At 50.8% G+C, this 16,806-nt stretch carries 18 protein-coding genes and 1 tRNA gene; 13 read left to right on the forward strand and 6 right to left on the reverse strand.

The genetic code is table 11. The annotated features are described in order from the left end of the window. The first annotated feature begins 25 nt into the window (after window positions 1–25). From ACTTHR_RS01110 to ACTTHR_RS01170, 13 genes are all read left to right on the forward strand, one after another. On the forward strand, window positions 26–754 hold the full coding sequence (locus ACTTHR_RS01110) for a MotA/TolQ/ExbB proton channel family protein (protein ID WP_276774690.1): 729 nt from the start codon (window positions 26–28) through the stop codon (window positions 752–754). An 18-nt stretch (window positions 755–772) separates the two neighbouring features. Then, window positions 773–1,210 (forward strand): ExbD/TolR family protein, encoded by a 438-nt coding sequence (locus tag ACTTHR_RS01115; RefSeq protein WP_442604872.1) that lies wholly within the window; start codon window positions 773–775, stop codon window positions 1,208–1,210. An 11-nt stretch (window positions 1,211–1,221) separates the two neighbouring features. Continuing rightward, window positions 1,222–2,034, forward strand: coding sequence for an energy transducer TonB family protein (locus ACTTHR_RS01120; protein WP_276774683.1), 813 nt, complete (start codon window positions 1,222–1,224; stop codon window positions 2,032–2,034). A 28-nt stretch (window positions 2,035–2,062) separates the two neighbouring features. Continuing rightward, window positions 2,063–2,617, forward strand: a complete 555-nt coding sequence (locus ACTTHR_RS01125; protein ID WP_311551937.1) for a DJ-1 family glyoxalase III — start codon at window positions 2,063–2,065, stop codon at window positions 2,615–2,617. A gap of 62 nt (window positions 2,618–2,679) precedes the next feature. Further along, complete coding sequence (bioB, locus tag ACTTHR_RS01130) at window positions 2,680–3,645, forward strand: biotin synthase BioB (protein WP_442604873.1); 966 nt, start codon at window positions 2,680–2,682, stop codon at window positions 3,643–3,645. Between the two features lie 150 nt (window positions 3,646–3,795). Further along, the gene (yajC, locus tag ACTTHR_RS01135) at window positions 3,796–4,128 is read left to right on the forward strand and encodes a preprotein translocase subunit YajC (RefSeq protein ID WP_004335329.1); all 333 of its coding nucleotides are present in this window, start codon (window positions 3,796–3,798) and stop codon (window positions 4,126–4,128) included. Between the two features lie 142 nt (window positions 4,129–4,270). Next, window positions 4,271–5,329, forward strand: coding sequence for a CdaR family protein (locus tag ACTTHR_RS01140; RefSeq protein WP_442604874.1), 1,059 nt, complete (start codon window positions 4,271–4,273; stop codon window positions 5,327–5,329). After that, a complete protein-coding gene (gene coaE / locus ACTTHR_RS01145) occupies window positions 5,326–5,919 on the forward strand; it encodes a dephospho-CoA kinase (protein WP_442604875.1) in 594 nt (197 codons plus the stop codon). Before ACTTHR_RS01140 ends, coaE begins: the two co-directional genes overlap by 4 nt. A gap of 106 nt (window positions 5,920–6,025) precedes the next feature. Continuing rightward, window positions 6,026–7,111: a hypothetical protein gene (locus tag ACTTHR_RS01150; RefSeq protein WP_442604876.1), complete on the forward strand. Its 1,086-nt coding sequence runs from the start codon at window positions 6,026–6,028 to the stop codon at window positions 7,109–7,111. 14 nt (window positions 7,112–7,125) lie between these two features. Beyond that, window positions 7,126–8,667: a YifB family Mg chelatase-like AAA ATPase gene (locus ACTTHR_RS01155; RefSeq protein ID WP_442604877.1), complete on the forward strand. Its 1,542-nt coding sequence runs from the start codon at window positions 7,126–7,128 to the stop codon at window positions 8,665–8,667. Between the two features lie 159 nt (window positions 8,668–8,826). Next, window positions 8,827–8,900, forward strand: a tRNA-Asn gene (locus ACTTHR_RS01160). Between the two features lie 199 nt (window positions 8,901–9,099). Beyond that, the gene (locus tag ACTTHR_RS01165; protein WP_311140859.1) at window positions 9,100–9,444 is read left to right on the forward strand and encodes a TM2 domain-containing protein; all 345 of its coding nucleotides are present in this window, start codon (window positions 9,100–9,102) and stop codon (window positions 9,442–9,444) included. A 231-nt stretch (window positions 9,445–9,675) separates the two neighbouring features. Beyond that, on the forward strand, window positions 9,676–10,029 hold the full coding sequence (locus ACTTHR_RS01170) for a TM2 domain-containing protein (protein ID WP_314813031.1): 354 nt from the start codon (window positions 9,676–9,678) through the stop codon (window positions 10,027–10,029). A 202-nt stretch (window positions 10,030–10,231) separates the two neighbouring features. Here ACTTHR_RS01170 and cbiB read toward each other — a convergent pair whose 3' ends face one another. The 6 genes from cbiB to cbiE are packed head-to-tail and all read right to left on the reverse strand — an operon-like array spanning window position 10,232 to window position 16,798. Beyond that, window positions 10,232–11,176, reverse strand: coding sequence for an adenosylcobinamide-phosphate synthase CbiB (gene cbiB, locus ACTTHR_RS01175; protein WP_442604878.1), 945 nt, complete (start codon window positions 11,174–11,176; stop codon window positions 10,232–10,234). A gap of 26 nt (window positions 11,177–11,202) precedes the next feature. Continuing rightward, entirely contained in the window at window positions 11,203–12,237 is a 1,035-nt protein-coding gene (locus tag ACTTHR_RS01180) for an aminotransferase class I/II-fold pyridoxal phosphate-dependent enzyme (protein ID WP_442604879.1), read from the reverse strand. Next, window positions 12,230–13,729: a cobyric acid synthase gene (locus tag ACTTHR_RS01185; protein ID WP_442604880.1), complete on the reverse strand. Its 1,500-nt coding sequence runs from the start codon at window positions 13,727–13,729 to the stop codon at window positions 12,230–12,232. The genes ACTTHR_RS01180 and ACTTHR_RS01185 overlap by 8 nt, the downstream gene beginning before the upstream one ends. After that, complete coding sequence (locus tag ACTTHR_RS01190; RefSeq protein WP_442604881.1) at window positions 13,726–14,313, reverse strand: cob(I)yrinic acid a,c-diamide adenosyltransferase; 588 nt, start codon at window positions 14,311–14,313, stop codon at window positions 13,726–13,728. Before ACTTHR_RS01190 ends, ACTTHR_RS01185 begins: the two co-directional genes overlap by 4 nt. Continuing rightward, complete coding sequence (locus ACTTHR_RS01195) at window positions 14,310–15,614, reverse strand: cobyrinate a,c-diamide synthase (RefSeq protein ID WP_442604882.1); 1,305 nt, start codon at window positions 15,612–15,614, stop codon at window positions 14,310–14,312. Before ACTTHR_RS01195 ends, ACTTHR_RS01190 begins: the two co-directional genes overlap by 4 nt. Continuing rightward, a complete protein-coding gene (gene cbiE, locus ACTTHR_RS01200) occupies window positions 15,611–16,798 on the reverse strand; it encodes a precorrin-6y C5,15-methyltransferase (decarboxylating) subunit CbiE (protein WP_442604883.1) in 1,188 nt (395 codons plus the stop codon). The genes ACTTHR_RS01195 and cbiE overlap by 4 nt, the downstream gene beginning before the upstream one ends. Between the last annotated feature and the right edge of the window lie 8 nt (window positions 16,799–16,806).

Below are 16,806 nucleotides of genomic sequence, written 5' to 3' on the forward strand. Positions count from 1 at the left end.
AAAAGAAAACATTAATAATAGTGATATGTACATACCCTTGATGCAAGTAAATGCCGCTGTGGCAGATACAACCGCCACCCTCATTGAGGCTGGTACGGCTACCCCTGTTGCTACCCTTTCTGTATGGGATCTCGCCCTCAAAGGGGGGTGGATTATGCTTGTACTCCTTTTGCTCTCCCTCTTGGGGATCTATATTTTTGTCAAGAAACTCTTGCAGGTGAAGGCGGCGCACAAGTCCGACTCCTCCTTTATGGATCGCATTAAAGACTACATCAATACACAGAGGATCGACGCTGCACACAACCTCTGCATCTCTGTCAATACACCGGAGTCTCGCATGATCGACAAAGGCCTTATGCGCCTAGGTCGCCCCATGAGCGACATCTCGGTGGCGATAGAGAATGCGGGTAACGTAGAAGCCGGTAAGTTGCAAACCTCCATGCCTCTGATGGCAACCATTGCAGCGGCTGCGCCCATGATCGGTTTCTTGGGTACGGTTACGGGTATGGTACGTGCCTTCTTCGATATGGCCAATGCAGGCTCTTCTGTAGATATTTCGCTCCTCTCCGGGGGGATATATGAGGCTCTTGTTACTACGGTAGGGGGGCTTATTGTGGGTATTATTACCCTTTTTGCTTACAACTATTTGGTCGCTCGTATCGACAAAGCCCTCAATGTATTAGAGGCGCGCAGCATAGAGTTTATGGATGCCCTTAACGAACTTAGTGGTAGCCATGAGGAAGGCAATCTATAATCAGAGGGGATAGTAGCCATGGCACTCAAGCGAAAACTTAAGGTCTCCGAGGCTTTTAGCATGGCGTCGATGACCGACATAATTTTCCTCCTCTTGATCTTCTTTATGGTCGTGAGTACTCTAGTGGTGCCCAATGCCATCAAGGTCAACCTTCCCTCCTCCCAGTCTACAGCTCCGAGCGATATGCCTATGGCGAGAGTAACGATTACAGCCGAAGGGACTTGTTATTTTGCCCTAGAGGGTGAAGCCCCCTTCGTCGTAGACGAGACTCAACTGTTGGAGCAACTGGCAACGGCACACGATGTATCCCCCGATATGTACGTGGCTCTCTATGCCGACGAAGAGGTGCCCTACCGCGAGATTATAAAGGTGCTCAACGCAACGGCTCAGCTGGATATTAGGCTGGTACTTGCCACCAAGGCGTTGCCCTCCGCACCCCAAAACACCCTAGAATAAAGGGCTAAGCAATGACACGAGACAGACTTATCGCTCTTGGGATCACCATTGCCTTTCATGGGCTTATTGTAGCACTCCTCTTTTTGCTGCAACTCACCACTATGGCGCGTTCGCATCCTAAGGAGATTACGTTAGTCCCCGTAGGCGTGTTGGGCGAAGAGTTGGCACGTGGGGGTGCCGGCAGTGAGGCTGCTCCTGCTCCCTCTAGCTATACACCTTCTATGCCTACAGCTCCTCCTACGGCTCCCTCTCCTCATAAGGAGTCTCTTCTTACCCAAAAGACTCCCGACCAGCCCGCAGTGGCTCCTCCAAAGACAAAGCCCACGCCCAAGACCAATGAAGCGGCTCTTGCGGCAGAGCGTCGCGCCCAAGAGGAGGCTCGTCGCGCGCAAGAGGCAGAGAGAGAGAGGCAGCGTGCCATTAGTAACAAGGTCTCTAATGCTTTTGGTAAGAGTGCCTCTCAGGGTACCCAAGGCAAAGAGTCTACTGGTACCGGGGGGGCTCAAGGGCAAGGCGAAGGCTCTGCCACGGGTAGTAGTGTAGGGGGTGGTGCATCTCTTGCCGGCCGTAATGTGGTGGGTAATGGAGGGCGTCCTGCTCGTCCTACGGGCTTCTCACCCACGCGTGGTACCGTGGTTGTGCGCATCGTGGTGAATGCAGATGGCAAGGTAATAGAGGCTACCCAGCGATTAAGAGGTACCAATGTAACGGATAGTCGCACGGTGCAAGCCGCCATCCGAGCTGCCTTGGCAACACGTTTTAATGCTCAGCCCGGAGCTGCCGATCAAGAGGGTACTATTACCTACCACTTTGATATTCAGTAGATTTTCAGTCCTAAATAGCTATCATCGTATGGAACAAAAAGTTTATGTCTTCCTTGCAGAAGGTTTTGAAGAAATAGAGGCAGTGACCCCTATTGACCTATTGCGTCGTGCCGGTCTTAATGTGGAGACCGTCTCTGTAACGGCAGATCGCCTCGTGACAGGGGCGCATGGAGTGCCCTATACGGCAGACCGAGTTCTTGCCGATGTGGAGGGGCAATCTCCCCTTGCTATTGTATTGCCGGGCGGTCTACCCGGAGCACAGAACCTGCATGATACCCCCGCTTTGCTTTCTATGATTCGTCGCCAGCTAGAGACCTCTAAGGTGGTGGCAGCTATTTGTGCCTCTCCTGCCTTTATCTTGGGAGAAGAGGGGTTATTGCAGGGGAAAAAAGCCACTTGCTACCCGGGTTGTGAGCCCAAAATGAAGGGTGCTACCGTGTCTACGGAGTTGGTAGAGGTGGATGGCAATATCATCACCGGTAAAGGTCCTGCAGCCTCTATCCCCTTTGGGCTTGCCATTGTAGAGAAACTTGCCGGAGCTGCGGCTGCCAAAGAAGTGGCCGAAGGCATCCTATATAAGTGATTTTGCGGCAAAGAGACCTCTTTTACATTCCTCTCTTTGCGGAGCGTTGCTGACTTTTAGTTTTGGACTTCTCATATGATCCGAATCGTCCTCTCAGTCGAGAGGAGGCTCTCTATCTTGCCTTTGAGGTAGACCGGGAGGCGTTGTACGAATTGGCGCACCGCACAACGGTTGCCTTAGGTCCTGCCTTCGATACCTGCTCTATTATCAACGTAAAGAGCGGCAACTGCCCCGAAGACTGCAAGTGGTGTGCCCAAAGCCGCCATTATACAACGGGAGCCGGGGTTTACCCTTTGCTCTCGTCGTACGAATGTACTCGCCAGGCTTGCTACAATCGCCGGCAAGGGATTCGTCGCTTTTCTCTCGTGGCAGGAGGGCGATCCGTCTCCCTGCGTGAGACGCGCCAATTGGCAGAGATCTATCAGGAGATCCGTTCAGAGACCGGTATAGATTGCTGTGCCTCTCTCGGTTTGCTCGATGAGGAACGATTACAGATACTCTACGATGCAGGCGTCTCTACGTACCATTGCAATATGGAGACAGCCCCCAACCTTTTCTCTTCGCTCTGTACAACCCATACTCAAGAGGAAAAGATTGCCACGATCCGCGCCGCACGCAAGGTGGGTATGCGCGTCTGCTCCGGGGGGATTATTGGCATGGGTGAGACTTTGGAAGATCGTATAGACTTTGCTCTCTTTCTCCGTGATTTGGAGGTGCAATCGATACCTATAAACCTATTGCAACCCATCCCCGGTACACCTCTTGATAGCCAAGCCCCCCTTAGCGAGGAGGAGTACCTCACCACGGTAGCCCTCTTCCGTCTTATAAACCCTAGAGCCTATCTGCGATTTAGCGGAGGGCGTATACAGCTCCCTCTCCCGGTGGTGCGCAAGGCTATGTACATCGGCGTCAATGCAGCCATAACGGGGGATCTGCTCACCACTGTGGGAGCGCGTGCCGAGGAGGACATGGCTCTGATTCGAGAGATGGGGTACACTACCGATCTTCCTACCGATTGGGAGAGATAGTTTCGTATTGCTATGGATGGTTTGCCCATTAGACGATGGTTTTTGCATTGTGATGCGTCTATAGGAGGATTGATACTGCTCCCTCTCTGACGATTTATTTGTAAGTTTGTAGACAGAAATTGCAAGAGATAAACGACTAATAAAACAACGATGAATCTATTCTTATTACAAGCGGCTGCTCCCGAAGCTGCAAAGGGCGGTCTAATGGGAGGTAGCTGGGGTACTATCATTATGATGGTGGTACTGATCCTGATTTTCTGGCTCTTCTTTATTCGCCCTCAGTCGAAGCGTCAAAAAGAATTGCAACGCAAGCGCGAAGCAATGACAGAGGGAGATAAGGTAATTACTGCCGGAGGGATACATGGCAAAATCTCTAAAGTACTTGACAAGGAGTTCGTGATAGAGATTGCCAAAGATGTACAGATCCGTGTAGACAAATCTTCTGTTTACGCTGCCGGCGAAGACGTCGCAGCTCAGAAGTAATAGCCCCATATGGGGTGCATTCTCTAGAAGAGGGTAAAACACTTGCGCCGCGGGTGTATCTAAACCGTGTACTTGCAAGTGTTTCTCTCCACTAGAGAAGAAAAAAACATCCTTCCCTTTTCTCAAAGAAAAAGCTTGCTGCATGGATCTTCAGCTCTTTACTAAACGTATACTTTCGGTAGGAGAAAAAGTTCCTCGCTCTGCCCCTTTGAGTGCACAAACGCTACGGGGGCGTAAGTTTTTTTCTTTCCTTGTTTTCTTGCTCCTTTCTTTGGGGTGGTGGTTGATAACGAGCCTACAAGAGCGTTATCAAACCTCCATTGTTATACCCGTAGAGTATCCGGACTTGCTAGAGTTCGCTCCCGACGGAGAGTTGCCCAAAGAGTTAAAAGTAAAGATCGAGGATACAGGCTTTTCGCTTCTTTTCAATTATACCTTTCGTACTTACAGCCCAATAAGGTTGGACGTGGATATGGCTCGCGCACGGAGTGATAGGCGGTTGCTGATCTCTTCCGCCTTGCTGAACCAAAGTGTGCAGGCTCGGTTGGAGTCGAGTTCTACGCGCATTGTATCAATTACACCCGGGGAGATTGACTTCAAACTCTCTCGGTTGGAGTCGAAAGTGGTGCCTGTGGAGAGCCATGTGTCCGCGGAGCCTAATGATGGGCATCTTCTTAAAAATCTTATTATAGAGCCCGATCATATTACCATTTATGGCAGTAGAGATCAGTTGCGGAAGATAAAGGCTGTCTATACCGATAGCATGCTTTTGCATCAAGAGGGCGAGTCTCTTGTGCAAACAAAGATGGTGCCGCTCCTGAAGCATGAAGGGGTGCGTCTGAGTATCCCCAAGGTGCAGGTGCGTGCCGAGTTCGTTAAGTTTACGGAGAAAGTCTTGGAGATCCCTATCGAGGTGGAGCATAAGCCTGGGGGGGTCTCTCTTACATTGCTTCCCTCTCGTGCACAACTGAGGGTAGCCATCCCCATGTCGATGTACAATACCGTGCGGCCCGAAGATTTTACTCTTATGATTGATTATCGGGAAATCTTTGCTCCCAGTGGTGCCGATAGTACCTCTGTTTCGGGTGGCTCTCAGGGTCAGCTCTTTACGGTATATTTAGTAACTCCGCCGGAGTGGCTCATCAACTACAGCATTACCCCGGCTCGCATTCAATTCATCAGGGAGGGTGTAGCCGAGTGAGTTGTGCAGACATAAGGGTACTGGGAATTAGCGGAGGTATCGGGAGTGGCAAGAGTGTCGTTTCGCGCCTTTTGCGCCTTTTGGGAATACCCGTTTTCGATTGCGACAGGGAGGCAAAAGCCCTGTACGACAGCGATACGCAACTCAAAAAACAACTCCTCGTGCGCTTTGGCGAAGGACTATATCCCGAGGGGCAATTTGCTTCTCGCGCTTTAGCTCAGATTATTTTTGAGGATCCTCTCGCTAGAAGAGAGGTGGAGCAGATGGTACACCCCGCCGTATTAAGGCGTTTCGAATTGTGGAAAGAGCAGCAGGGACGTCCGCTGGTTGCTTTGGAGAGCGCCATCCTTTTCTCGAGTGGATTCGATAAGTTTTGTTCCGATATTCTATGGGTCGATGCTCCGGAAGAGGAGCGTTTACAACGCATTGTACAACGTGACGGAGCAATCCGAGAGGAGGCAATGCGTCGTATCGAAGCTCAGCGCAACAACACCCCTCCTGAGGGAAGTCGTGTTTATCGGATCGATAATAGTGCAGATCAGGCCCTCCTACCGGCTGTTCGCGCTCTGGTACAGGGGCTTCTTCCTTAGCTACTACCATTTTCTCCCTCTTTCCCCTTGGTGTTGTGGAGGAGGGGCTTGGAGACTCCTTTTTTATCGTTACTTTTGTGGGAGTCTTATCAAAGATTAGGAATATATGTTTAGGCGATATATCGCATTCTTAGGCCTTGTGCTTTTTGCATTGGGTACTGTGGCTTGTAGCAAGATCCCTGACGATCATTGCCGTATTGTGCTGCGTTGGGAGGGTGCCGCTACAGATTCCCTTTCTCCTCGTCTCTATTTAGTCCACAACGATACCCTAGGAGGGAGTGTGGTAGATACGGTAGAGATAACCGAGAGGAAGGGGAAGCAAGAGTTGGATATATACGTGGATACTACTTATTCTCACCTCACAATCCGTTCCGAAAAACCCTCTTGGGAGTTGGCTTTTGAGATGCCTAGGGCAACGAAAGTGACGGTGGATATTGATTGGGAGCATCCCCATCTTTTGAGAGTATCGGGCTACCCCGAAGCTGATGTTCGCAGCAAATTTATTCGTGGAGAACGCAAGTTGCTCCGCCGTTACGACGAGGCTTTGGCGCAAGCTAATATGACAGAGGCAGACAGCCTTTGGTCTCTTGTGCGTCATCGCCTTGCGGAGTATATTGTAGATAACAAAGAGAAGCCCGGAGCCGATCTCCTCATGATGGAGTTCCTCCCCGGGCGAGAGGGAATGCTCTTTTTTCAGCAGCAATACCCCACGGAGTCGCTGCCTGAGCAGTTCCGTTACTACCATAATGAAAGAGAGCGATGGTCTGCCATAGGAGAGAAAGGAAGGTGGATTGATTGGTCTCTTTTGCCCATGCCGGACTCTCTTCGGATTCGTATCTCCTCTCGTCCGGACTCTGCATTCCGCTATGCTGTTGTGGAGCTTTTGTCGAATGCCGAGCCATCTCCCTACGCAAAAGAGATCAGAGAGGTACAGAAGAAAAAGGCGAATCAATTTATTTTCCTGAGCTATAGCCTTGCCCCCAAGGTACAAGGTGCTTTCCCCTCTTCTAGGCAGGGCAATTTGCCCAATTACCATGCCATTAAATCTTCCGCAGGGAGTATTCTCTATTTTTCGGATCAAATGGGGATTACCGCCTTCCCCTACTATCTAGTGGCGGATGACCATAATATCGTCGTAGCTTGGGGAGAGGATTTTTCTGTTTTGCTGAAAACTCTGAGTTCTTTGCCTTGAGATAAGAGATTGCCATGCTTGTCAAAACCTATACCGCAGCCCTTGTTAGTGTAGATGCCCACCTCGTAACGGTGGAGGTGAATGTAGAGCCGGGGGCAGCTGTTACCCTTGTAGGACTGCCCGATACCTCTGTAAAGGAGAGTTGCCAGCGCATTGAGACGGCTGCCGAGTACTCGGGCTACCGTCTGCATGGCTTCCGAAGTGTAATTAATCTGAGCCCAGGCGATCTTAAGAAAGAGGGTACTGCCTATGACCTCCCCATTGCGATAGGATTGATTGGGGCGTGCCAATACTTCAAGAGTACATGTCTCGATCGCTACGTGATGGTGGGTGAATTGTCTCTCGATGGCACCATCCGTCCTGTAAAAGGGGCTCTACCCATTGCCATAAAAGCACGAGAATTGGGGTTTGAAGGCCTTATTGTTCCGCGGGAGAATGCACGCGAAGCAGCCGTGGTGAATAAACTGAAAGTCTTTGCCGCCGATACCCTTGTGGAGGTGGTACACTTCCTTGAGGGGACGGGTGAATTGGATCTCGTGCAGGTGGATACGAGGGCAGAGTTTGAGGCGCATCGAGAGTATTATGTACACGACTTTGCCGATGTAAAAGGGCAAGAGAACGTAAAACGAGCCATGGAGGTGGCGGCTGCCGGAGGGCATAACATCCTGATGGTGGGGGCGCCCGGCTCGGGGAAGTCTATGATGGCCAAGCGAGTTCCTGGCATTTTGCCTCCATTTACGTTGGGAGAGTCACTCGAGACCACCAAGATTTATTCGGTGGCAGGCAAGTTGGCTCACAATACAACGCTTATGACGGCTCGTCCTTTCCGAGCTCCTCACCACAGTATTTCGATGCCTGCTCTTGTGGGAGGCGGCACTTCGCCTCGCCCCGGAGAGATTAGTTTGGCGCATAATGGCGTTTTATTTCTAGATGAGCTGGCCGAGTTTAATCGGAGTGTTTTAGAGCTCATGAGGCAGCCCATGGAGGAGCGAACTATCACGGTCTCCAGAGCTAAGGCCACGGTGGATTATCCCGCCTCTTTTATGCTGGTTGCAGCAATGAATCCCTGCCCTTGTGGCTATTATAATCATCCTACAAGAGAGTGTGTTTGTCCCCCGGGGTCGGTGCAAAAATACTTGTCGAAGGTATCGGGTCCCCTGATGGATCGTATTGATATTCAGATAGAAATTGCCCCTGTTCCTTTTGAAGAAATTTCCAAGTCCTCCCTGGCAGAGTCTTCTTCCGCGATCCGTTCGCGGGTAATAGCCGCTCGTGCGAGACAGACGGCTCGCTTTGCTGACTTCCCCCATGTGCACTGCAATGCTCAGATGACCGCCCCCTTGACGCAGCGTTTTGCCCGCCCTGACGAGGAGGGAATGCGGCTCCTCAAAAAGGCAATGGAGCGTTTTGGTCTCTCGGCACGTGCCTATGATCGTATTCTTAAGGTGGCGCGTACGATTGCCGACTTGGCAGGAAGTGAAACCATTGCTGCGGAGCATATTCGAGAGGCAATCCTCTATCGCAATCTCGACCGTGCTTCGTGGGGAGCGGTGTGAAAAGCCTACTTCCCTTTTTCTCTTTAGCTTTGATTAAACTCTTCTTTCTCAGTTCGATAGCGAAAACCCGTTGAGCCCTTCGCGAGATGTGGGCAAATTATTTAGGGCAAAGTGTTGTTAGTTTGGGATTTTATACTACCTTTGCAGTCGGAAAAGAGAGCTTCCTTAGCTCAGTTGGTTAGAGCATCTGACTGTTAATCAGGGGGTCCTTGGTTCAAGCCCAAGAGGGAGCGCGTTTCTTAAAGATAGTCCTCGATACCTATTCGGTTCGGGGACTTTTTTTGTCCATTCACCCTAAATATTTTTGAATATAAAGTGTTGGAGAGTTGTTCTTTAGGGATATTTCTGTACATTTGCATCGCGAGAGGATGAGTTAAAAAGGTTATTGCTTCTCCTTTTGTTGGTTATAAATTCACTAAATAGAAATTGATCATGAACGAAAACACTATCAATTCTTTTTTGATGCAGAACGCAAAGTTCTTCGACCCTGCTAGCCAGGCTCAGATTAAGCAACTTCTTGAAAACGTAGACGAAAGCAAGCTCGCTACTATCCAAGCTATCTCTTTTAAGGATCCTATGACAATGATGATCCTTGCGATCGTTGCCGGATCTCTCGGGATCGACCGCTTTATGCTTGGCCAAGTAGGCCTTGGGGTTGCAAAACTTCTTACCTGTGGTGGATGTGGTATTTGGACTATTGTCGATATCTTCTCTGTACAACAACGTACAAAAGATTTTAACCTCAATCTCCTTAAGCAAGCTCTCGGTCAAAACTAATTTTTGACATAGACAGGGGCTTTCCCCCCATATCGTAAGGATTTTCAAAACGGAGATTTGTCTTTCTCATCCCCCGATAATAACGGAAGAGGATAGGGAGGGCAGATCTCTTTTTATATCCTATTATTTTTGAAGAAGTAGTACATTTGTGCCAGGAAATGCCTGTTCTCTCTGTCAAGAAATAGAGAGGTCAAGAGGGTGTTTAAGGTTGGGTAAAAACAAATAAAAACTATGACAGAGCAAACTATTAACAACTTCCTCCTTATTAATTCGAAGTATTTTGATATGAGCATGATGCCCGAGATCAAACTTCTCTTGCAGAATGCCGATGAAAGCATGGCTCAAAGTATTTTCGCTATTGAGTTCAAAGATCCTACGACCCTCCTAATTATCTCTATATTGTTGGGTACCTATGGGATTGACCGCTTTATGTTAGGTGATGTTGGTATGGGGCTACTCAAACTCTTTACAGGGGGAGTGTGTGGTATTCTTTGGATTATAGACGCTGTGAATATTCAGCAGAAAACGAAAGAATACAACTTCAATAAACTTCGTTCTGCACTTTCCGGCTATCCAATGTACTAAGAGTAACATTGCACGATAGTATTGCTATCCCTCCCATCATTGCTTCCCCTAGTGGCAGTAGTGATGGGAAGAGTCTTTTTTAGGGGGTGGCTCAGTCTCTATTCTCTTCTTGGCAGTGCCGTTTCCTTTTTTACCCAATATAGAGGCGATTTTTTGCCTGAGAAGTAAATCTTTTCAGGCTGATTTTTCTAGAGAAATCAGCCTAAAGTAGGAGAGGTCTTAGGGCAAGAACTAGAAAAATAATAGCCAGCTCCACAGATTGATTGATGCGAATCCCCTTTTTGGCGTCCTGCAGTGTTAGTTCACGTGGGTAGTTACCAATGTAGGGTTTGTCAAATAGTTCGCCAAAGTAGTAGTGCGGCCCTCCAAATTGGCATTGCAGTATGCCGGCTAAGGCAGCTTCCGGATAACCGGAATTGGGGCTGGCGTGGTTTTTTCCCTCTTTCCAGACAAAGCCTAATAAGTCTAGCCTACCGCTAACCAAGAGCATAAGCAGGGCTGTAAGCCGAGCCGGTATGTAGTTGGCTACGTCGTCGATGCGTGCTGCCCAGCGTCCAAAGAGGACATAACGGGCAGAGTGGTACCCAATCATGGAGTCGAGGGTGTTAATCATCTTATAGGTTAGGATGCCCGGCAAGCCAAAAAGCAGGTAGTAGAAGAGGGGTGCTACCACGCCGTCGCTGAGGTTTTCGGCCAGCGTCTCAAGAGCAGCGGTGCGAATTTCTTGTGCGGAGAGGGTAGATGTATCCCGCCCCACGATGCGAGCTACCTGTTTTCTGCCCTCTTCTTCTGATCTCTCTACCGCATCAAATACCATTCGCACTTCACGGCAAAGCGTTGTACCGGCAAGCGAGTAGAATAGGAAAATAAGGTCTAGAGGGACAATCGCCCAAGGGGAAAAATGGGATAGCCCCCTCTCTATACTCCAGGTCGCGAGAGCGGTTGCACTGATGAGCCCGAGAGCTAGCAAAGCACCTTTGGCAAGTCGGTGGTTGCCTCGATTGAGACGCTTCTCGCCCCAACTGATTGCTTTCCCAAAAAATACAATAGGGTGAGGGAGCTGTGGAGGATCGCCTAGTAGACGATCGAGTAGCCACGCAGGAATTAGACTCGAGGCAATGAGGAGTAGGGTGGAGAGGTAGGTCATTTTGGGGAGTCTGAGGAGTGATAAGGCTATTTAGAACTCTGCTGTTGATACCAATCACTGAGTGCATCTACGAGGGCTTGATCGGCCTCTTCGCCTTGGCTCGCTACCCGAATGCAGGCAATGCCTAGGGCTCCCATGTTGGTGGCATCACGTACCAGGATGCCCCGCTCTCGGGCTAGCCACTCTTTGAGATCGGCACTGGTTATCCCCGATACCTCGAAATGAAAAATAAAGAAATGAGTATCTGTGGGTACGATGGATAACCATGGGAAAGCGGATAGTTTGGCTCTTAGCGTGCGGCTACTCTCGAGGAGTTGCGCCTCAATGCCCTCGTATAGGGCTTTGTTTTGGAGTAGCCATTTCCCTGCTTCTATGGCTAATGTATTTACAGACCACGGATGGCTGAGCGCACGAATCCGCCCGAGAGTTGTAGCGTTTGAGACAAGATACCCGAGCCGCAGCCCCGGTATGGCAAAACTTTTGGTGAGAGACTGCACGAGTATTACGTTGCCCAAACTGAGTGCTTCGCGTGCTCTTAGCACCTCTTGGGGGGAGAATGAAGCGTAGGATTGATCAAAGACAAATACCTGCTCGGGGTGTTTTTGGATGTACTCTACCAGTTCCTTTTTGGGGATTACTTGTCCTGTGGGGTTATTGGGGTTTCCAGACCAGATCGCTTGGGCGCCTTGGGGAGTATCCGGCCATTGGCAAAAGGTGGATAGAGTATGGTTGTAGAGCTGTGCGGCATCTGCGTATTCGCTAAAAGAGGGCGAGAAGATGGCAGAATGCTTGCCCTCTAAGCTGTGGGCAACGAGGTAGATCGCCTCCGTAGCTCCGTTGGTTACCATTACTTCCTCCGCTGTTATGCCGAGTTGCTCTGCAAGGCTAACCTCTAGGCTGCGAGGGGAGGGCTCGGGGTAAGACGTAATGAGGGGCAACTGCTCCGATAGGTACCGATACAATGCCGTGTGGTCGATGATAGTGGGAACATTACTGCTGAAGTTGTAGCGGATGGCTACCCCCTGGTAGTGATGAAGATCGTCTCCGTGCCCTTCAATCATAGTCTTGCATGATTTGGTAGATGCGCTCTATATTGACGTATTGCCGTACGTGATCGGCTAGTTTGTCGTACTGCTCTTCTTTGTAGCTAGCGTAGTCCAGTGCTTTCTCTTGTGTTAGTTTGTGGCTGAATGGGGCGAGTAATCGATCTACTACTGCCGGATTGTCGAGGATGCCATGGATGTAAGTACCCCAGCATCGCTCGGAGAGTCGGGTACCTTCTGCGGTGCCGTCTGAGAACTGATTGGTAGGCGAGCAACTGGCCCCCTCAAGTAACGTTGTTTGCCCCATGTGTATTTCGTACCCTCGGCAGAGAGTGGGATCGCCAAGGTGTGTGAACTCAACTTGACGGGTGACTTTCTCTTGAGTTATGGTGGTTTCTGTGGGGAGCAATCCAAGTCCCGGTAGGTGTTGATAGCCGCTTCCCTCTAGGTTGTCGGGGTCGTGCAGCACTTGCCCCATCATTTGATACCCTCCGCATATGCCCACAAGGGTGGTGCCCTTGCGGTGAGCTCGTACCAAACACTGCGCCACGCCGTTGTTTCTTAGTTCGGCCAGGTCGCCAAGGGTGTTTTTACTCCCGGGCAGAATGATAATGTCGGCCTTCTCTAGTTCTTTTAGATTATTGGTGTAGTAGAGATGGATTCGAGGGTCCTGCTCAAGTGTGGAAAAGTCTGTGAAGTTGGAGATATGCCCCGTCCGTACAACGGCTATATTGACCTTCCCTACTTGCGATGTTCGGTTCTTATTGGCCAGAGCTACCGAGTCTTCTTCTTCTATTGTGATGTCTTGGAAGTAGGGGACGACACCCAAAACGGGTACGCCTGTTAGCTCTTCGAGCAGTTTACGCCCTTCGGTGAAAAGGGCAAGATCTCCACGAAATTTATTGATGATAACGCCCTTGATGAGCCGTCTATCTTCGGGCGATTGTAGCATGATGGAGCCGTATACACTGGCAAATACACCGCCACGATCGATATCCGCCACGAGCAATACGGCAGCATGGGCGTGGCGAGCCATGGGCATATTCACAAGGTCGCTATCCTTTAGGTTCAGTTCCGATATGCTCCCAGCACCCTCCATTACGATGGGATTGAATCGGCTGCTAAGTCGGTCGAAAGCTCCGTGTACTTCGGCTCGTAGCTCCTCGCGCCCCTCACGTCGGAAGTAGTCGTAAGCATGGGTATTGCCAATCGGTTTGCCGTGGAGTACAACCTGGGAAGTTTGGTCGCTACTCGGCTTTAGGAGCAACGGATTCATATCGGTGTGGCAGGGGATGCCGGCTGCTTCGGCTTGTACGGCTTGTGCTCGGCCTATCTCAAACCCTTCTGGGGTAGCGTAGGAGTTGAGCGCCATATTCTGAGCTTTGAAAGGGGCAGGGTGGTAGCCGTCTTGCTTAAAAATACGACAGAGAGCCGTTGCCAAAACGCTTTTCCCTACATCACTACCCGTACCGGCTAGCATAATAGGGCGGAGAGGCTGAGGGTGTTTCATACTTCTTTCCCTTTCAGTTTTCGTTTGTAGGCAAAGGCTCGCCAGCGATCTTCTTGGAGCTGTTTTTGCCAAACTTCGTAGCGTGCCATAACAAAAAGGAGGTCGGAGAGTCTGTTGATCAAGACGAGGATTTGTGCGGGCACGGGGTCTATATGGTGTAGGGTGACAAGCCTTCTCTCGGCTCGGCGAGCCACTACTCTTGCTTGGTGTAGGTGGGCAGCAAGGGGAGTCCCCCCGGGGAGGATAAAGTAGCCCTCTCGCTCATTGATTTCGGCATTCATGCGATCCATACACTCCTCTAGGTGCCCAACGAGAGTGGGAGAGAGGCTGTTGGGGTTACGATCTCTAAGGGTAGAGGGGGTGGCAACGAGGCTCATTACGGCCATCAGTTCGAGTTGTATTTCTCGGAGATCCTCTTGCCAAGGATGCTCAGTTTCGAGGAAAGAGCGTACAAGACCAAGGGCGCAGTTTAGTTCGTCTAGGGTGCCGTTGGCTTCGATGCGTGGGTCGTCTTTCGCCACTCGTGCGCCTCCGTGTATGGCAGTTGTGCCTAGGTCTCCGGTTCGTGTGTATACTTTACTCATGCTTTCCAGAGGTCAAGGATATTGCGTTCACCCCAGTAGAGGTGCGTGTATCCGGCGATACAGTTTTTTATTCGGTAGAGAGGAGTCTCTACGTCGTTGCCCCGAGCATCTTTTACGCTGGAGGCATAGTTGAAAATCGGTTCGTGGGGCGTGACAATGCTACTATAGTGAAATTCGTGTCCCTGCCACGGCTCCTGCCCTTGGATTGTGAGGGTGCGGTAGCCTAGGTGTAGGCGCATGTTTTGCATTGTAGCCTCTTGGGGCAAGATGTCCACCATGGGGTAGCTCACCCCTTTTTCGTCCGTAATAGAGCGGCAGAGGTACATCATTCCTCCACACTCGGCAAGTAGTTTCCCTCCACTGGCTACGTAGTCTCGGATCTCCTCTTGGAGCTGTCTGTTTTGTGCTAGCTGAGGCAAAAAGAACTCAGGGTAGCCCCCGGGGATATAGATGAGGTCGCTAGGAGGGAGGGAGCTATCGGTGAGAGGACTAAAGTAGGAGACGCTACCGAGCTGTTGCAGTTGGTCTAGGTTGGCTTGATAGGTGAAGTTGAAAGCTTCGTCCTTAGCTACGCTGATGCGGAGTGTCCCCTTAGGTGTGTTGGGGGGGAGTGCAGGGGCAGGGGCGTTAGTGGCAAACAGCTCCAGTAGGCGATCTACCTCTACGTATTTTTCGAGCGTCTCGGCAATGCGATCGGCATACGCATCGAAGTCAAGTTGGGCATCTAGGGTAAGCCCTAGGTGACGAGAGGGTACCGATAGCTCCTCCATACGGGGGATATAGCCGAGGTAGGGTACCTGGGCAGCCGAGGCGGCTTCTTGCAAAAAGGCGTAGTGTCGGGGGCTGGCTACCTTGTTAAAGATAACGCCAATGAGACGGATTTTGGGGTAAAACTGAGAGAAGCCAAACAGCGTGGCAGCCACCGAATAGGCGGTGCTTTGTGCATTAACTACCAGGAGGATGGGGAGATCTAATAGCTCAGCAATTCGGGCACTGCTCCCTTCCATTCCCTTATAACCATCGAACAATCCCATTACCCCTTCGGTCACGGAGATATCGGCTTCTTGCGAGTGGCGTGTGTAGAGATTATGCAGATGCTCTCCGCTTGCGAGCCAATTATCCAGGTTGATAGAGACTCGCCCCGAAGCCATTTTGTGGTATTGAGGATCGATGTAGTCGGGGCCGCATTTGAAGGGTTGTACCCTGTAACCTCTGTTGCGAAGAAGGCGTAAAAGCCCGGTGGTGAGGGTGGTTTTCCCTCCCCCCGAAGAGGTGCCTCCGATTAGGAATTGGGCTATCATGGCTTTACGGCTTTGAGTATGGTAATGGGGTTGTGCTCGTCTAGAGCGATGTGCTGCGAGGAGACGATCTTCCACTTGCAGCTCTCGGCGCCTTCGTAGAATGCCTCTCGGCTCTCGGGGCTTACGCTGTTGAAGACAACAACACCTCCTTCGGTGAGATAGCGATCTATACGCTGAATCATGGAGACGAGCTGCCCTCCATGCCCTCCGATAAAAACGGCATCAGGGCGAGGATATTCTGCTAAATCCATTTCCATAAAATCGCCAATCACGGCGGTGATGCCGGGGGTACCAAAGCGCCGAGTGTTGGTCTCCATGAGGGCGCGTCCTGCCTCTCGTTGCTCAAAAGAGACAATCTCTAAATGGGGAAATTGCAGTTTGGCTTCGATGGAGACGGAGCCGGTGCAGAACCCGACATCCCAGAGCGTTTGATGCGAACGCAGGTCTAGAGCGGCAAGGGAGAGTAGCCGAATGGGCATTTTGGTAATCATCTTGGCTCTGCCGTCGAGGAGGGCGAAGTCGCTCTCGGGGATACCTAGGGATCGGTGTCGGGGGTGCGTCTGTTTGAGTATAAGACAGTTGGGCATAGAGAACGAGCGTTGGGCTACCTCCTCTATGGAGTACTCCGCCACTCTCTCTAGGGCATTCCCTAGGTTTTCTCCCACAATCATACGATAGTTGTTGTAGCCATAGTCCAGCATTCGTTGGGCAATGGCATTGGGAGTTTTGTTCCTATCGGTCAGCACGCCCATGAGGGGTTCCCCTTCTATTAGGGCTTGTTCGAAGCGTTTCCAAGGTCGCCCCGTGAGCGAGAGAGTCCGCATCCCTTCGTAGGGGAGTAGGCTGCGATGGGCGAGTAGTTGTAGCGAATTGAAGGTGGGAAATACCTCAATAATAGCCTCCGGGTCGCGCCTTTGTACCGTGCCGGCAAACCCGAAAAATAGGGGGTCGCCCGAAGCAAAAACAACGATCTCTTGATGCTCTTTGTAGGCATCGAAGACGCCATCCAGAGGTACCGTTATATCAATCCAAGTAGCCCCCGGGGGGAGGAACTTTTCCACCAATTGGTGATGACGAAGTCCTCCGGAGAACACCTTGTTCTCGGCTATTATTTTGAGGACTGCCGAGGTGGGTTCTAATTCGGAGTCGTCGGTAATGCCAATGATGTAGTACTTGCGTGCCATGCTTTTGT

The sequence above is a fragment of the Porphyromonas endodontalis genome (assembly GCF_052173515.1).
Taxonomy (GTDB): domain Bacteria; phylum Bacteroidota; class Bacteroidia; order Bacteroidales; family Porphyromonadaceae; genus Porphyromonas; species Porphyromonas endodontalis_A.

Coding starts and splice junctions, on each gene's coding strand:
- ACTTHR_RS01140 (WP_442604874.1), top strand. CDS start 4,271: ATGGATCTTCAGCTCTTTACTAAACGTATACTTTCGGTAGGAGAAAAA.
- ACTTHR_RS01170 (WP_314813031.1), top strand. CDS start 9,676: ATGACAGAGCAAACTATTAACAACTTCCTCCTTATTAATTCGAAGTAT.
- ACTTHR_RS01115 (WP_442604872.1), top strand. CDS start 773: ATGGCACTCAAGCGAAAACTTAAGGTCTCCGAGGCTTTTAGCATGGCG.
- ACTTHR_RS01195 (WP_442604882.1), bottom strand. CDS start 15,614: ATGATAGCCCAATTCCTAATCGGAGGCACCTCTTCGGGGGGAGGGAAA.
- cbiB (WP_442604878.1), bottom strand. CDS start 11,176: ATGACCTACCTCTCCACCCTACTCCTCATTGCCTCGAGTCTAATTCCT.
- yajC (WP_004335329.1), top strand. CDS start 3,796: ATGAATCTATTCTTATTACAAGCGGCTGCTCCCGAAGCTGCAAAGGGC.
- ACTTHR_RS01190 (WP_442604881.1), bottom strand. CDS start 14,313: ATGAGTAAAGTATACACACGAACCGGAGACCTAGGCACAACTGCCATA.
- cbiE (WP_442604883.1), bottom strand. CDS start 16,798: ATGGCACGCAAGTACTACATCATTGGCATTACCGACGACTCCGAATTA.
- ACTTHR_RS01165 (WP_311140859.1), top strand. CDS start 9,100: ATGAACGAAAACACTATCAATTCTTTTTTGATGCAGAACGCAAAGTTC.
- ACTTHR_RS01110 (WP_276774690.1), top strand. CDS start 26: ATGTACATACCCTTGATGCAAGTAAATGCCGCTGTGGCAGATACAACC.
- ACTTHR_RS01125 (WP_311551937.1), top strand. CDS start 2,063: ATGGAACAAAAAGTTTATGTCTTCCTTGCAGAAGGTTTTGAAGAAATA.
- ACTTHR_RS01150 (WP_442604876.1), top strand. CDS start 6,026: ATGTTTAGGCGATATATCGCATTCTTAGGCCTTGTGCTTTTTGCATTG.
- ACTTHR_RS01120 (WP_276774683.1), top strand. CDS start 1,222: ATGACACGAGACAGACTTATCGCTCTTGGGATCACCATTGCCTTTCAT.
- ACTTHR_RS01185 (WP_442604880.1), bottom strand. CDS start 13,729: ATGAAACACCCTCAGCCTCTCCGCCCTATTATGCTAGCCGGTACGGGT.
- ACTTHR_RS01155 (WP_442604877.1), top strand. CDS start 7,126: ATGCTTGTCAAAACCTATACCGCAGCCCTTGTTAGTGTAGATGCCCAC.
- ACTTHR_RS01180 (WP_442604879.1), bottom strand. CDS start 12,237: ATGATTGAAGGGCACGGAGACGATCTTCATCACTACCAGGGGGTAGCC.